Origin of the sequence: Chitinophaga japonensis (assembly GCF_007830125.1) — a bacterium.
Classification (GTDB): Bacteria; Bacteroidota; Bacteroidia; order Chitinophagales; family Chitinophagaceae; genus Chitinophaga; species Chitinophaga japonensis.
Genome location: NZ_VLLG01000005.1, coordinates 360,543 through 376,302, shown reverse-complemented (window position 1 = coordinate 376,302; position 15,760 = coordinate 360,543). Strand labels below are relative to the sequence as shown.

10 protein-coding genes are annotated in these 15,760 nt (G+C 54.3%); 8 read left to right on the top strand and 2 right to left on the bottom strand.

The genetic code is table 11. From position 1 onward, the window contains the following. The first annotated feature begins 235 nt into the window (after positions 1 to 235). The 7 genes from LX66_RS22850 to LX66_RS22820 are packed head-to-tail and all read left to right on the top strand — an operon-like array spanning position 236 to position 12,933. On the top strand, positions 236 to 3,337 hold the full coding sequence (locus LX66_RS22850) for a SusC/RagA family TonB-linked outer membrane protein (protein ID WP_145717795.1): 3,102 nt from the start codon (positions 236 to 238) through the stop codon (positions 3,335 to 3,337). Positions 3,338 to 3,357: 20 nt separating this feature from the next. Next, positions 3,358 to 4,920 carry a RagB/SusD family nutrient uptake outer membrane protein gene (locus LX66_RS22845; protein ID WP_145717794.1) on the top strand — a complete coding sequence of 521 codons (1,563 nt, stop codon included), beginning with the start codon at positions 3,358 to 3,360 and terminating at the stop codon, positions 4,918 to 4,920. Continuing rightward, positions 4,920 to 6,923: an alpha-galactosidase gene (locus LX66_RS22840; protein ID WP_145717793.1), complete on the top strand. Its 2,004-nt coding sequence runs from the start codon at positions 4,920 to 4,922 to the stop codon at positions 6,921 to 6,923. The genes LX66_RS22845 and LX66_RS22840 overlap by 1 nt, the downstream gene beginning before the upstream one ends. A 20-nt stretch (positions 6,924 to 6,943) precedes the next feature. Further along, positions 6,944 to 9,127, top strand: coding sequence for an alpha-galactosidase (locus LX66_RS22835; protein ID WP_145717792.1), 2,184 nt, complete (start codon positions 6,944 to 6,946; stop codon positions 9,125 to 9,127). A gap of 24 nt (positions 9,128 to 9,151) precedes the next feature. Beyond that, positions 9,152 to 10,168 (top strand): GntR family transcriptional regulator, encoded by a 1,017-nt coding sequence (locus LX66_RS22830; RefSeq protein WP_145717790.1) that lies wholly within the window; start codon positions 9,152 to 9,154, stop codon positions 10,166 to 10,168. Between the two features lie 4 nt (positions 10,169 to 10,172). Beyond that, positions 10,173 to 11,771 (top strand): solute:sodium symporter family transporter, encoded by a 1,599-nt coding sequence (locus LX66_RS22825; protein ID WP_145717789.1) that lies wholly within the window; start codon positions 10,173 to 10,175, stop codon positions 11,769 to 11,771. A 49-nt stretch (positions 11,772 to 11,820) separates the two neighbouring features. Beyond that, entirely contained in the window at positions 11,821 to 12,933 is a 1,113-nt protein-coding gene (locus LX66_RS22820) for an AI-2E family transporter (protein WP_145717788.1), read from the top strand. A gap of 5 nt (positions 12,934 to 12,938) precedes the next feature. Here the strand turns inward: LX66_RS22820 and LX66_RS22815 are convergent, their stop codons facing one another. After that, positions 12,939 to 13,445, bottom strand: coding sequence for a YkgJ family cysteine cluster protein (locus LX66_RS22815; protein ID WP_145717787.1), 507 nt, complete (start codon positions 13,443 to 13,445; stop codon positions 12,939 to 12,941). Between the two features lie 176 nt (positions 13,446 to 13,621). Between LX66_RS22815 and LX66_RS22810 the strand changes: the two genes are divergently transcribed. Further along, entirely contained in the window at positions 13,622 to 14,437 is an 816-nt protein-coding gene (locus LX66_RS22810) for an SDR family oxidoreductase (RefSeq protein WP_145717786.1), read from the top strand. A 56-nt stretch (positions 14,438 to 14,493) separates the two neighbouring features. Here the strand turns inward: LX66_RS22810 and LX66_RS22805 are convergent, their stop codons facing one another. After that, positions 14,494 to 15,696, bottom strand: coding sequence for an MFS transporter (locus LX66_RS22805; RefSeq protein ID WP_145717785.1), 1,203 nt, complete (start codon positions 15,694 to 15,696; stop codon positions 14,494 to 14,496). Positions 15,697 to 15,760: the final 64 nt, after the last annotated feature.

The following is a 15,760-nucleotide window of genomic DNA, read 5'->3' as shown; positions in this document are numbered from 1 at the left end:
ACTAACCCTATATTTGTTTGGTAGAACAGAATAGAACAAACCAATAGATGCTACGTACTTGAACTGAAAATCAACGGTTTATTAATGGATAATATCATTTGGGGGAATTTTTCGGGGCCATCTGTATCAAAGCCACGTTCATCAGCGATTATCAACTAGTATATACCTATCATTAAAAAAGAACCTTTATAAACCACTTATGCTTCACGTTATGCATGTAAGAATTACTTCCGGAATGCAAGTGTTATTCCTCGTCATCATGGTCATACTGGGCGGTATTGCGCCCGTTTTTGCACAGGGCGGAAGGATTTCCGGTACTGTCACTGATCTGCAAGGAGAGCCCCTTCCCGGCGTGTCGGTGAAACTCTCCGGTACACAAACCGGCACCGTGACAGACGGTCACGGCGCTTTTATGCTGAACGCCAGTGTGGAAACCGGCACGCTGGAGCTTAGCTTCCTGGGCTATGAAACGCAGACAGTGCCTTTCACAGGCGCTGCTCCGCTAAGCATCAAAATGAAACAGGCCACTGCTAATGTGGATGAAGTAGTGGTAGTGGGCGCCCGTATGAAAAAGTCAGACCTGACCGGCGCAGTGGCTAGCGTGGACTCCAAAACCCTGCTGGAACGGCCCGTTACCAACATTAACCAGGCTTTGCAGGGCAATGCAGCCGGCGTTTTCGTCAGCAGCGGCACCCGTCCCAGCGACGATGCCACTATCAGGATCCGCGGTACCAACACTATTAACGCCGGCGCTTCGCCCATCTTCGTGGTGGACGGCGTGGTGATGGAAAACAACCAGGGCGGTTTTAATGCCGTGAATGTGAATGACGTGGCGTCCGTACAGGTGCTGAAAGATGCTTCCGCCACCGCGCTGTACGGCTCCCGCGGCGCCAACGGCGTGGTGGTGATCACTACCAAAAAGGGCCGGCGCAGGGGAGGGGACGGGCTCGTGACCTACGATAGCTGGGCCGGTTTTTCCAGCTTTACGCGGATGCCAAAGACAATGAATGCACAGGAACTGGCAGCCCTGCGTATTGACGCTTACGCTAACGGTTATATGAAAGATCATCCGGACGCCAATCGCCAGGAGTATATTGATAACGTGCTGCTGGCTTCCAATATCGCTTTCTCCGGCCAGGAATTCGAGGCCTATAACAATAAGCGAAGCTTTAACTGGCTGGACCAGGTAACCCGCACCGGCTTCCAGCAGAACCATGCGCTGAGCTTTTCCGGCGGTTCGGACCGGGGAACATTTTACCTGAGCCTTGGCTATGCCGGCGTGAAGGGCGTAGTGCAGGAAACAAAGCAGGACAAGTACACCGGTCGTTTTAACGCCGAGTATAATGTGAAGAAATGGCTGAAAGTGGGCACCAACACCGGCTTTACCCGCACCAACGACGATATCCCTTCCGACGATGTGTACGGGAAGGCCCTCAATGCCAACCCCCTGCTGGACTATGCGCCTTACCGCGATCCGGCTACGCGCTATACAACCGACTATCTCACGATCTACTATCGCTCGCACGGGGAGCAGAATAACAATGATTTCAATCCCTTCAACTCATTGCTTATGCAGCGCGATCGTAACCGTAGCCGTATTACTACTGCCAACTATATAGATATCACCCCGTTGAAAGGACTGGACATACGCTCCAGCTATTCACTGGATTACGGCACGCAGGAATGGTTTGAGTTTACGCCCCATAATATCCAGGAAGCCGTGCGCCACTATAACGGCGATGCACGCGCCAAGCACGAAAGATGGAGCGATACTTACTGGCAGTGGGATAACACCATTACTTACACCACCACCATTGCTTCCGACCACCAGCTCACTGCCCTGGCAGGCTCCAGCTCCAGCAAGCGCAGCTCCAGTTATACCAAAGCGCAGGGCGACCGCTTTGCCAGCGATGACCTTTCCTACTATGACCTGGGAGGAGCCGCGGCCATCGATAAATCTGTGCTGGGCTCCGACTTCTACGCGTACTCCCTGCTTTCTTTCCTGGGCCGCGTAAATTACAGCTATAAAGACAAGTACATGCTCACGGCCACGGCCCGCTATGACGGTTCTTCCCGTTTTGCGGAGGGGCATCGCTGGGGACTGTTCCCTTCCGTATCCGCAGCCTGGAATATTAACCGGGAGAATTTCCTGAAGGCATCATCCCTGTTCAGCCAGTTGAAATTGCGTGTAGGCTATGGCGTGGTGGGCAACCAGGATATCAGCAACTACGCTTATCAAACCCTCTATGGCTCCAGGGTGGACAACGGCAATGCCCTGCTGGCGAACGATGGTCGCCGCGGCAACCCGGACATCACCTGGGAAAAGCAGAAGCAGGCGAATGTGGGCCTCGACATGGGTTTGTTCCGGTCCAGGCTGAGCATTACCGCGGACTTCTTTTATATCAACAACGACAACCTGCTGCTGAACCGCTCCCTGGCTACCACTACCGGCTATACGCAGGAATGGGAGAACATCGGCCGCGTGAACAACAAGGGTATGGAATTTTCCGTCACCGGCGAGATCATCCGGCAGAAAAACCTGAACTGGACGCTGTCCGGCAATATTTCCTTCGACAAGAATACCGTAAAGCAGTTGTACGGGGACGCTACGGTGCTGTACAACACGTATGAGAACGTGATACAGCGGGAAGGCAATATTTTCCTGGGCCGTTCGCTGCATACTATTTACACCCTTCAATCCGGCGGCATTGCACAGGAGTCCAACCGCGCGGAATGGGAGCACCTGAATTACAACGGCAAGACGGTAAGCCCGGGTGATCTCTTTGCCAGGGATATAGCCGGCCCCGCCGGCAAGCCCGATGGCATTGTGGACCAGTACGACCGGACCATAGTGGCCAAAACAGATCCCAAGTTCTATGGCGGCTTCTCTACAAATCTTTCCTACAAGGCCTTTACGCTGAATGCCATGTTTACCTACTCCTACGGCGCTAAAAAGATCAGCAGCTATTACGAGGGGCTGATCAACAGCATTGGTGAAAGCATGGCTTCCGTGGACCTGCTGGACCGCTGGACGCCGGAGCATACCAGTACGGATATTCCCCGGGTGATCACCAATACCAGCTACAACCGCTACAACCCGTCGGACCTGGATTACGCTATCCAGAACGCGTCTTTCCTGCGCCTGTCCGCATTAACGCTTGCCTACAATCTCCCGCAGCACATGTTGAGCGCCTGGAAGCTCAATAACCTGCGCCTGTATGTAACCGGTTCCAACCTGTTCTGCATCACGCCATACAAGGGTATGGACCCGGAAACCGGCGACTACGGCTATCCCCCGGTGAAGATGTTTGTATTTGGATTGAATGTAGGTTTTTAAAAAAACGCAAAGTTAAAATTATGCAACGCACTATAATATCAGCCCTGGTAGCAGTATTCGTATTATGCACGGCTTCCTGCAAAAAGTTCCTGGATGAAAAGAGTATGACAAAGCTCGATGAGCGCCAGGTATATTCCGACCTGGACCTGGTGGAAACAAGCCTCAAAGGCATTTATGCCAATTGGAAAGCCGTTCGTACGGATGAACAGGGCCTCATCATGATGATGGGAACCGATGAAACCCAGCAGGGCGCTTTCCAGATGAAAAGCGATCCGAACAAAGGCGGACTGGATCGTTACGACGCCAACCTCAACGCCACGCTGAACCACATCGCCAACCAGTGGAATATCCGCTGGCCGCTGGTGAATGAAGCCGCCAAGATCGTGAGAGGGCTTAGCCGGCAGGATGTGACGCCCGGCACCCGCGAAGCGAAGCTGCTTGGCGAAGCCTCTTTTGTGCGCGGCTTCATCGATTTTCAGTTGGCCATGTACTGGGGCGAGATCCCTATCCGCGACCTGGATCGAGAAGCGGAGCTGGGCCTTCGCCGTCAGCCGCTGAAAGATGTGTGGGCCTTCATTATTGAAGACCTGCAGCGCGCAGCGGAGCACTGTCCCAAAACCAATGATCCCGGCCGGGCTACTTCCGGCGCTGCCTGGGCCATGCTGGGCAAGGCCTATATGGCGGCACCCGAATCTACCGGCCTGCGTGATTTTGCTAAAGCAGCCGAATGCTTTGAAAAAATGATGGGCGATTATTCGCTGGTGCCCTACAAAGACCTGTGGGATTACAACAAGCCCAATACCGCGGAAGCCATCCTGGAATTCCAGTTCAGCCCTGTATATCCGAACAATAACAAATTGCAGTTCCAGCTAGGCTCCCGCGCTGTGCAGGCTTATTTTGGCGATGGCTGCTATTATTCCGGCTATGACAAGATCGTGCCTACCCGCTATGCCTATTCTTCTGTGGACAGCGGCGGCGTATGGGAAGCCGGCGACCTGCGCCGGGAGGAAAGCATCCGTTATGATTTTACCTATTACGGTGAAACGCCCACCCTGGACCCTATCACCTGGGAAGACCTGGGTAATGACCATGACGAGCTGCTGCCTCATGTGAAAAAGTACGAGGACTTCCGCACGGACAAGCATACAGACAACAAGATCAATAATATGTGGAATTCCGGCAAGAACATACCCGTGCTGCGCCTGGGCGACATTAAGCTCTGCTACGCGGAGTGCCTGAATGAAATGGACCGTGGGGCCGATGCCGTGAACGTAGTGAACGAAGTGCGCGCACGCGCCTGGGGTGGCGTGCTGCCGGCAGATAAGCAGTGGACGGCCATGTCCAGGGAGGCTTTCCGCACCGCTGTCATGGATGAGCGCATCCGGGAATTATTTGCCGAGGACTGGCGCCGCATAGACCTGATCCGCACCGGCAAATACCTGGAACTGGTAAAGGCCCGTAACAAGTGGACCGCGCAATCCGGCTCCATACAGGCCTTTCACACCCGGCTTCCGATCCCGGACACAGAGATGAAACTGAATGGCGATATCACGCCGGCTGATCAAAATCCCGGTTATCAATAATGAGAAAGATATTACAAAAAGCCCCGCAAGTAGTGATGACGGTGGCCATGCTTTTATTATTTCGCCCGGCGCAGGGAGCTGCGCCGGGCAACTGGAAAATCGTGTACGACAAAGCCGCCGGGACCCTGCGCCTGACAAGGCCGGCCGGCAACGTGCACCTGCAGTTGTACGCTTCCTGCAAATGGAAGGGGCGCCTGATCACCACGAAGGATTATGACACTGCTACCCTCACTACGAAGCCGCTGGGCGATGCTTTTGGCAAGGGTACCCTGCTACAGGTGACCTATCGCGATGAAAAGCTGCCCACGCTTGTGCAGTCCTTTTATCAATACCCGGGCAGGGACTACCTGCTCACGGATTTTACGCTGGAAGCTCCCTACGGCAGTATCGCCTCTAATTATATGGCGCCGGTCAACCTCATAGATATGGCATCCGTGCCGGGCCGGGGCGACAACCGCGCCCTGTTCATACCGTTTGACAACGATAAATGGATCCGTTTCCAGTCCCATCCGCTGGATTTCAATTCCCTGACCAGCTATGAGGTAACGGCTGTTTTTAATGGCGATACCCGTAAAGGATTGGTGGTTGGCTCCGTGGAACATGAGTTCTGGAAATCGGCGGTGATCATGCGAAAGGAAACTAATGGGAAGGGGTATACGCTTACCTGCTACGGGGGCGCCGCGGATTCCACTACCCGCGATCTGCTGCCGCACGGCGCACGGGAAGGGCGCCGTATCAGATCGCCGAAAGTGATGCTGGGCGTATTCGCGGACTGGCGCACGGGGATGGAGGCCTATGGAAAGGCCAATGCTATTGTGGCCCCGCGCAGGCCCTGGGAAAAGGCCATGCCGGTGGGCTGGAATAGCTGGGGGGTGCTACAGTTCAAACTCACTTACCAGAAGGCGCTGGAGGTATCCGATTTCTTTAAAGAACACTTGCAGCCGCACCATTTTGTGAATCGCGACGGGGAAGTGGTGATAGGCCTGGACTCCGGTTGGGACAAGTTCACCGAAGAACAGCTAAAGGATTTTGTACGGCATTGCGAGGAAAACGGGCAGGTTGCGGGCATTTACTGGACGCCGTTCACGGATTGGGGTAAACGCCCGGAGGCGAACATTAAAGAAGCGCCGCAGTATAAATTTAAGGACGTGTACCTCTATGCCAATGGCCAGCCCCAGGAACTGGACGGGGCCTATGCCATTGATCCTACCCACCCGGCCATTGAACAACGCATGCAGAAGGTGTCCGCACTGTTTCACCGCTGCGGCTTCCGCTATGTAAAAATGGATTTCATGGCGCATGGCGCTATTAATGCGGACAGGTGGTACAATCCCGGGGTGAAGTCCGGCATACAGGCCTATAACTATGGCATGCAGTTGCTGGACAAATACTTTGGCGATATGTACATCAACCTGTCCATTGCACCTGTTTTCCCGGCCCGGTATGCGCAGTCGCGGCGCATTGCCTGCGACGCCTGGAACAAGATAAAGGATACCGAATATACGCTGAACGCGCTTTCTTACGGCTGGTGGATCACGCATATCTACCAGTATAACGATGCCGACCACGTGGTGCTGCAGCAGGCTACGGAAGGGGAGAACCGTGCCCGCGTCACTTCCGCAGTGATCACCGGTTTGTTCATTGCCGGCGATGATTTCAGCAGGGAGGGCAGTGAGGAAGGCAAAGCCAGAGCGCGGAAGTTCCTGACCAATGCCGAGGTGAACGCGGCCGCTATGGGCCGCAGCTTCCGCCCGGTGGAAGGCACCGGCCTGCGCTCCGAAGACCAGTTCATGCTCACAGACGGCAAGGGCCATACCTACTACGCTGTTTTCAATTATACGGATAATGCCCGCAGCCTGCAACTGCCGCTGGAAAGGCTGGGACTGGACCCTGCCAGGCAGTACCATGTGCGCGATCTCTGGTCCCATACGGACATCAATGGGGCGCAGGCCATCAGTATACCAGGGAAGGACGTTCGTTTTTTTAAGATCAGCAGCAAATAGCTCACCAGTAAATTATACGCATGCGGAAAAAAGTAAGTGCCATTTTGTTTTTCCTGGTTGTTGTAACCCACGCAACGCTTAGATCGGAAACCATTCATATACAGACCAATGAAACGGCGCTCGTGCTGCAGACCGGGCAGCAGGGGCGCCTCTACCAATTGTACCTGGGCCCCCGCCTGTCGGACCCGGGGCAGTATGCGCACCTGGAAACCGCCATGCGCTCCCATGCCAACGGGCAGGCCTGGGAAGTATACCCGGTGTCCGGTACGGAGACCTTTTTTGAACCCGCCTTTGGCATCCGGCATAACGATGGCAATATGACCACTGTGCTGCAATACGTTTCCCACAGCGTGAAGAAAACAACGGACGATGTTACAGAAACCGTGATCACGCTGAAAGATGCTTTGTACCCCGTGCAGGTAAAGCTGTACTACAAAACCTTTGCGAAAGAAAATATCATCCAGTCCTGGACGGAGATCAGCCACCGGGAAAAGCGGCCGGTGAATATCAGCCGTTATGCATCCTCCATGCTGTACTGGAAGCGTGCCCGGTATTATCTCACGGAGTTCAGCGGCGACTGGGCCAAAGAAGTGAACATGCGCACCCTGCCCCTGGACTTCGGTAAAAAGGTGATTGATTCCAAGCTGGGCGCCAGGGCCAACCTGCATGTGTCGCCCTTCTTCACCGTGGGCCTGGGCGGCGCGCCCCGCGAAAACGAAGGCCAGGTGCTCATGGGCACCCTGGCCTGGACGGGCAATTTCCGCTTCATCTTTGAAGTAGACAATGAACAGAACCTGCGCGTGATCTCCGGTATCAATCCTTACGCAGCCGACTATACGCTGGACCCCGGGCAAGTTTTCACAACGCCTGCTTTCATCTTTACCCTGAGCAACCAGGGCACAGGTAAGGGCAGCCGCAACCTGCAGCGCTGGGCGCGCAATTACCAGTTGAAGGATGGCAGGGGCGACCGGCTCACCTTGCTGAATAACTGGGAATCTACCGGCTTTGATTTCAATGAAGCCAGGCTGGACTCTCTCATGGTGGAGGCCAGGTATCTTGGCGTGGATATGTTCCTGCTGGATGACGGCTGGTTTGGCAATAAATATCCCCGCCATGGCGATACCCAGGGCCTGGGCGACTGGCAGGTGACCCGTTCCAAACTGCCCAATGGCGTGCCGGCACTGGTGAAAGCCGCTACCCGTATCGGGGTAAAATTCGGCATCTGGATAGAACCTGAAATGGTGAATCCCAAAAGCGAGCTTTTTGAAAAGCACCCGGACTGGGTGATCATGTTGCCCAACCGGGAGCGGTATTACTACCGTAACCAACTGGTGCTGGATTTGAGCAATCCCGCCGTGCAGGAGCATGTGTTTAACGTGGTGGACCACCTGATGACGGAAAACCCGGAGCTGGCCTACCTGAAATGGGATTGCAACAGCCCGGTTACCAATATTTATTCCCCTTACCTGAAGGAGCGGCAGAATAACCTGTACGTGGATTATGTGCGCGGCCTCTACAAAGTGCTGGAGCGTATCCGCGCAAAATACCCCGATCTGCCCATGATGTTGTGTTCCGGCGGGGGCGGGCGTACGGATTATGAAGCATTGCGCTACTTCACGGAGTTCTGGTGCAGCGATAACACCGACCCTGTGGAGCGCCTGTTCATCCAGTGGGGCTATTCCCAGTTCTTTCCCGCCAAGGCTATGGCCGCCCATGTAACCAGTTGGAACCACGACGCAAGCATCAAATTCCGTGTGGATGTAGCCATGCCCTACAAACTGGGTTTCGACATCAACCTGGAAGAGCTGCGCCCGGAAGAGCAGGCCTTTTGCCGGGCCGCAGTAGCTACCTACAATCGCGTGAAAAATATTACCTTCGGGGGAGACCAGTACCGGCTTGTTTCCCCGTATGATGGCAATCATACAGCCGTTATGTATGTGAGTGGATCACAGGAACAGGCGCTTTTGTTTGCATATGATATTTACCCCCGTTTTGCGGAAAACCTGCTGCCAGTGCAGTGCCAGGGCCTGGACCCGGCGCGGAGGTACCGCGTGCGGGAGATCAATCTTATGCCGGGGGCAAAGCCGGGCGAAGCTTTCAACGATAAGGTCTATTCCGGGGAGTACCTGATGGAAGTGGGGCTGGATGTGTTCACTACCGGGAAGCTGCACAGCCGTATACTGGAGTTGAGCGCCGTGGAATAGCCGCCAGATAAACAACAGGAAAGGATGAAATCAGTTTTTGAGAAAATACGGGAACTGGACAATATGCCTTCTTACTCCAAGCATGAGCGGTTTGTAGAAGGCATTATTAACGCCATTAATGAAAAGATCATTGGGGTGGGAGACTCCCTGCCCTCCGTGAATGCCATGATAGCAAGCCTGGGATATGCCCGGGAAACCGTGATCAAAGGCTATCGCGAGCTGCAGAGTCGTGGCCTGATAGAGTCCAAGAACCGCCTGGGCTATTTCGTGGCGGATGATAATACCCTGCAGTCGCTTAAGGTGGCGCTGCTTATGTACACTATCGATACTTTCCAGGAGCAGTTCTACCGCAATTTCCGCAACGAGCTGGGGCCTAATGTGCACCTGGATGTGTTCTTCCACCACGGCAATATCGAAGTGTTCGAGACCATGCTTTCGCTGGTGAAGAACCGTTATGGCATGTACGTGATCTCCCCCATACACCATCCCCGCACCAAAGAGCTGCTGAGCTGCATTCCGCGCCACAAGCTGCTGATGTTTGACCGCTATGAGCCGCTGGACGGGGACTTCAATTACGTGGTGCAGGAGTTCGAGAAAGCCTCCTATGCTGTTTTTGAAGAGCTGGTGGATGAGATCAGGAAATTTGGCCGGATCATCTTCTTTCATAATCCCGATTCCCTGTTCCCGCCGGAGATCCTCCGTTCCTTCCAGCGTTTTATCGAAAAGCATCACATCAAGGGCGAGGTACGGCGGGAGTATGAGCCCGGTTCTGTAGAAAAAGGCGTAGTGTATTATGTGAATGAGAATGCGGAGCTGTGGAACCTGCTGAGGGATTGCAATACGAAAAAAATAAGACCGGGCAGGGACATCGGTATTCTTTCCCATAACGATGAGCCGGTGAAGGAGATCGTTGGCAACGGTATTACCACTTATTCCGCCAGTTTCAGCGATATGGGGAGGCGCGCCGCCCGCGCCGTACTGAGCCGGGAGCCGGTGCATGAGATAATGCCTACCAAACTGATCAGACGTAACTCGCTTTGATGCTATGAACGGGGTATCCCTACTGAGCTTCCTGTTGATCACTGCCGCCGTGGCGCTGATCTCCTGGTACAAGACCCGGAAGGAGAACCTGCAGACCGCCGCCGGTCTTTTCTTCGCTAACCGTAATCTCGGATTCCTGGTAGTAGGCGGCGCCCTGTTCTTTACCAATGTCAGCGCAGTGCAGTTCATCGGCGAGAATGAGCTGGTGTATACCAACAACATGAGCGTAATGGCCTGGGGACTTTCGTCCATATTTGCCATGCTGCTGGTATCGGAGTTCATTATGCCCGTGTACCTGCGCGCCGGCATTTCCACTACCCCCGATTTCCTGGAAGAACGTTATGATACCGGCACCAAGCATTTTGTGTCGGTGATCTTCCTGGTAAGCTATATCGTGAACATGCTGCCTTCCGTGTTGTACAGCGGTGCTGTTATATTTAACGGCCTGTTCCGGGTGTCCGAAACGCTGCACATTGGCTACTGGGCTACCACCTGGATGCTGGTCTGGCTCATCGGGCTGATCGGCTGCCTGTACACGGTGCTGGGCGGGTTAAAGGCGGTGGCCATTTCGGATACGGTGCTGGGCATTGGCATGTTTGCAGGGGGGATATTACTGCCTTACGCCGCACTGAAATACCTGGGCCATGGCTCGGTGAGCGCGGGCCTGGAGCTGCTGCTGGCATCGCAGCGGGAGCATTTCAATGCTATTGGCGGCCCCGGGGATGCGGTGCCGTTTTCTACTATGTTCACCGGCATGTTGCTGGTGAACCTGTATTACTGGGGCACGGAGCAGTACATCGTGCAGCAGGCGCTTGCCTCGCGCAGCCTGGCGGAAAGCCAGAAGGGCATTGCGGTGGCTTGTGTGGGCAAGCTTATATCGCCTTTGCTGCTGAATATTCCGGGCCTCATCGCTGTGCATTTGTACCCGCGATTGGAGAATACCGCGCAGGTATTTCCCCGCATTGTCAGCGATGTATGCCCGCCGATACTTACCGGTTATATGGCGGCCATTGCCTTTGGCGCGGCGCTTACTACTTTTAATGCGGGCCTTAATAGTTCCAGCACCCTCTTTGTGCTGAACCTGTACAAGCCCTTCAAAGCCTGGCAGCAAAAGCCCGTGGGTGAGCGGGAACTGATACGCGTGGGTAGGCGCTTTGAGCTGCTGGTTTGCCTGCTTGCCATGCTCATTGCCCCTTTCATTGCCTTTGCACGGCAGGGGCTGTATACATATATACAAATGGTGAGCGGCTTTTTCAGCGTACCTATTTTTACGATCCTGGTAGTGGGGTTGTTGCACAGGCGTATGCCTGCCATTGCAGCCAAGACCGGGCTTACGTTTTTTATTCTCACCTACACGGTGTCACAATTGCTGGTGGACACCGGTGTACATTTCCTGCATATACTGGCTGTATTGTTTGTGCTCACCGTGTTGCTGATGCTGGGAATAGGCGCGCTGTACCCGCGGAAGGAGCCGTTTGTACAGCAATGGAACAATGTGGTGGACCTGCAGCCCTGGAAAAGGCGTCACCTGTATGCGGTGCTGCTTTTACTGGCAATGGTGGCGTTGTTTGTAGTGTTCTCGCCGCTGGTCCTGGCGGAATAAGCGGCAGTTTGGTGCCCGGTAATGGTACACTTATTGTTGGCCCTGTTATATGCAAGCTGCAAAATTTCTAAAAACGGCGGCTATCCTGTGGATACTCGTGCTGCTGATCGTTATCCTGGTATATGGCAAGCCGTTTCTTGTCCCGCTCACCTTTGCCGGGCTGTTGTCCATGTTGTTGCTGCCGGTCACGAAATGGCTGCAGGCAAAGGGCATTCACCCGGTGGCGGCGGTCCTGCTTTCCACACTCATTCTGGTGGCCTTCCTGGCCCTGGTCGTTTTTTTTATTAGCTGGCAGATCTCCGATATAGCAGAGAATGCTTCCAGGCTGGAACAGCAGGTGAGCCTTAAGTACCAGGAGCTCCGGCAGTTTATTGCCCGGGAATTTGGCATTTCCCAGGCGCAGCAGCAGCAAATGATCGACAAGCAGCAATCTGCTTCATCCGGGAAAGTAAGCAGCATCGTAACCGGGCTGATAAGCGGGTTTGGATCATTCCTGGCCAATTTGCTGCTGGTCTTTGTATACATTTTCCTGTTCATCTGCTTCAGGGGACATATCAAGGGATTCATTGTACGGCTGGTGCCGCCTGAACATCGTAAGAATGCGCTGGCAACGATACACGAGGCCCGGCAGGTAGCGCAGGAATATCTTACCGGGCTGTCGCTGATGATCGTTTCCTTATGGGTCATGTATAGTATCGGGTTTTCAATTGCCGGTGTAAAAAACGCCATCTTCTTTGCCATTATCTGCGGGCTGCTGGAAATGGTGCCTTTTGTGGGGAACCTAACCGGTACGGTCCTTACTTTGTCCATGTCGCTGGTACAGGGTGGAGGTATGGGCCTGGTAGCCGGTATATTGATCACTTATGCGCTGGTGCAGTTCATCCAGACGTACCTGCTGGAGCCCCTGGTAGTGGGTGCGCAGGTAAGCATCAACCCGATGGCCACCATTCTCGCACTGGTAGCGGGAGAGCTGCTGTGGGGCATTCCCGGGATGATACTGGCCATTCCCCTGATGGGCATTGCCAAAATTATTTGTGACCATGTGCCTGTACTGGAACCTTATGCCTACCTGGTAGGACAGGAGAAAAAAGAAGATAGTCCCTGGAAGAAAAAGATGAAGCGCTTCGGGCAAAAGGTAAAAGCCTGGTTTACGGGAAAGTAAGCGCGTTATGCATTAAACGCCAGCCTTTTCTTCATTGCTTCCAGCACATTGTAAATAATAGGGCAGCGGCCATAATGCATGAGCATGGCGAAGAGGCGATCGGTGAATCCCGGCTGATGCAGGCCCGGAAACTCCCGGCATTCTGCAAAGCGTTGTTCATAAATGCTGCAACAGTTGTTGGTCAGAAAGTGGCAGGGGATGGCATTCATGACCATGTGGCTGTTGTTAGCGCCGGTTTCCACGTATTGTTCCATCACATCCGCTTCGGGCCGGTTTAAATACGCGGCCAGCCGGGTCACTTCTTCGGGAGTAATATTGACCATCAGCGAGCGGCAGCAGTTGCCGCAACGGGTGCAATCTATTTGCGGCGTAATGGCGGCATCCAGATCCTGTACGAGGCGGTCGATGCCGGCGGGTTCCTGTGAACGGAGAAATGTCCTGAACGCCTGGTTTTCAGCTTCCTTTTCCTGCGCCTCCAGGGCAATAACGTCGAGTTGTGTAATGATGTCCAAGCCTGCAAGGTACGCAAAATAAAGGGAAAGGACCCGGAAGCCGTTCAGGCAGACATGCTCAGGCTGCCCCACTGGCTGCCGGGATGTTTGTTTTCTGCAACCATCTGTTTCATTTTCGCTACCCTGCGGTCCTGCCGCCAGTATACCTTTGTTCTATTCATTAAACAATGTATTGTATGAACAGAACATGGTTGATTACCGGTACCTCCAGCGGCATAGGAAGAGCAATGACGGAGGCGCTGCTGGCACAGGGAGATGCGGTTTTTGCCACGCTGCGGAATACTGCGTTGCTGGACCCACTGCAGCAACAGTATCCCGGCCGGTTTAAGGCAGCACATTTGGAGCTTACTGACAGGGAAGCCATTAAATCCGTGGTAGCACAGGCATTTGACGCTTTTGAAAAGATAGACGTTGTTGTCAGCAATGCGGGATACGGCGTTGTTGGCGCGGCGGAAGAGTTCGATGACGAAACGATATTAAAGCAACTGGAAACTAATTTGATAGGCTCCATAGCACTGATCAGGGCTGTGCTTCCATATTTACGCAGGCAGGCAGGCGGGCATATTATACAGGTTTCCTCGGAAGGCGGGCAGGTAGCTTATCCCGGGTTCAGCATTTACCACGCTTCCAAGTGGGGGATAGAAGGTTTTGTGGAAACAGTAGCGCAGGAGGTTGCACCATTCAATATCCGTTTTACACTCGCTGAGCCTGGCCCCACTGCTACCAATTTTGGTGCAGGTATACAACTGGCGCCATCCATGGCGGCGTATGATAATACGCCTGCGGACACCGTACGAAAAATGCTGCTCGATAACGGCTTCGGTCCTTTGGACGATGTCCGGATGGTAGCAGATGCGCTGATTGCCTGCGGCCGTTCCGATAACCCGCCTTTGCGCCTGCCTACCGGCCCTGTTGCATTTCAGCACCTGGAAGACGTATTGCAAAAGCGCTTACAGGACATCAGAACGCAGAAAGCAGCGGCGCAGTTGTGACCTCCCGTACTGGATACTACCAGGGCCGTAAGACCCCGATAATTCCGATTTCCATTTTATTTAACAGGTTGTTTTAGACGATCCATGCGGAGATCGCTGAATACCAGCAGCACGGCAGCCAGCCCGATCACGAAAAAGCTGAGCACCAGCGGGAAAACGCTCTTCTCCATAAAGTGGCTGATCACCGATCCCAGGGAGGCCCCGATAAAAAAGAAAGCTGTGCCGTAAACCGCTGAGGCCATGCCTGCCATGTTTCCCATGGGTTCCAGCGCCAGCGCACTGCTGTTGGGCTCAACGGCTAAATTAATAGCCATCAGCAGCGCAATGGCAATGAAGAACAGGGACATACGCGGTGGATCGCCGGCGGCGAACGTGTACAGCAGCAGGAGCGCTCCTACTATCGTGTAGATAACAAGGAGCCACCTGATGGTACGCCAGGCTCCAAACCGGGACGACAGGCGTGCATTCAGCAGGGCGCACAGTGACATCAGCAAGCCCATGCCCGCAAAGATCCAGGCAAACAGTTCCGGCTTGCCGTAGATCTCTCCTACAATATGTTCGGAACTGGCCACGTATGAGCTTAATGCCGTGAAAAGAAGGGTAGTGACCCCGGTGTACCGGAGAAAGATGCGGTTGCAGATGACCCCGCGGATGGATTGCCCGATGTCTGTCCAGTTAAGCGTAGTGCGTTGTTCCCGGGGCAGGGACTCCTCCAGCCTGAGTGACCAGGTGAACACGATCACCGCGAACAGGGGTGGCGTGAGGAACACCATTTTCCAGGATGCGACGGACAGGATCGCCAGGCCCAGGAATGGCGCCAGGACCGGGGTGAACAGGAAGATCGTAAAGATGAGGGACATGATGCGGGCCATCTGGTCTCCCACAAAACGGTCACGCACGCCGGCAATGGTGGTCATAAAGACTGCGGAGGCTCCCATACCGGCTATGAATCGGGCCGCCAGCATGAGTTGCAGGCTGGGAGAGAAGGCCGCCGCCAGTCCGCCGGTAATATAAAGCGGGAACCCGATCCGCAAAATGGCCAGCCGTCCGAAGCGGTCTGAAAGCGCGCCAAAAGCGATCTGGGCGATCTGGCCCATAAAAAAGAACGAAATGATCTGCGCCGTAGCGGTAGACTCCGGCGGTAGCCCAAAGTGCTCCCGGAGCGCGCCGAATGCCGGCAGCATGATATCAATCCCTAAAGCTGTCAGGGTCATGGTGCAGGCCGACAGCGCGATGAACTCGGTTTGTTTCATTTTCATGAAGCCAAAGGTACTGTCTGGATCAGTAGCAGAAGGGCGGTGAAATAGACATTGTTGAGGGTGG

Coding starts and splice junctions, on each gene's coding strand:
- LX66_RS22820 (WP_145717788.1), top strand. CDS start 11,821: ATGCAAGCTGCAAAATTTCTAAAAACGGCGGCTATCCTGTGGATACTC.
- LX66_RS22825 (WP_145717789.1), top strand. CDS start 10,173: ATGAACGGGGTATCCCTACTGAGCTTCCTGTTGATCACTGCCGCCGTG.
- LX66_RS22850 (WP_145717795.1), top strand. CDS start 236: ATGCAAGTGTTATTCCTCGTCATCATGGTCATACTGGGCGGTATTGCG.
- LX66_RS22805 (WP_145717785.1), bottom strand. CDS start 15,696: ATGAAAATGAAACAAACCGAGTTCATCGCGCTGTCGGCCTGCACCATG.
- LX66_RS22830 (WP_145717790.1), top strand. CDS start 9,152: ATGAAATCAGTTTTTGAGAAAATACGGGAACTGGACAATATGCCTTCT.
- LX66_RS22840 (WP_145717793.1), top strand. CDS start 4,920: ATGAGAAAGATATTACAAAAAGCCCCGCAAGTAGTGATGACGGTGGCC.
- LX66_RS22845 (WP_145717794.1), top strand. CDS start 3,358: ATGCAACGCACTATAATATCAGCCCTGGTAGCAGTATTCGTATTATGC.
- LX66_RS22810 (WP_145717786.1), top strand. CDS start 13,622: ATGAACAGAACATGGTTGATTACCGGTACCTCCAGCGGCATAGGAAGA.
- LX66_RS22835 (WP_145717792.1), top strand. CDS start 6,944: ATGCGGAAAAAAGTAAGTGCCATTTTGTTTTTCCTGGTTGTTGTAACC.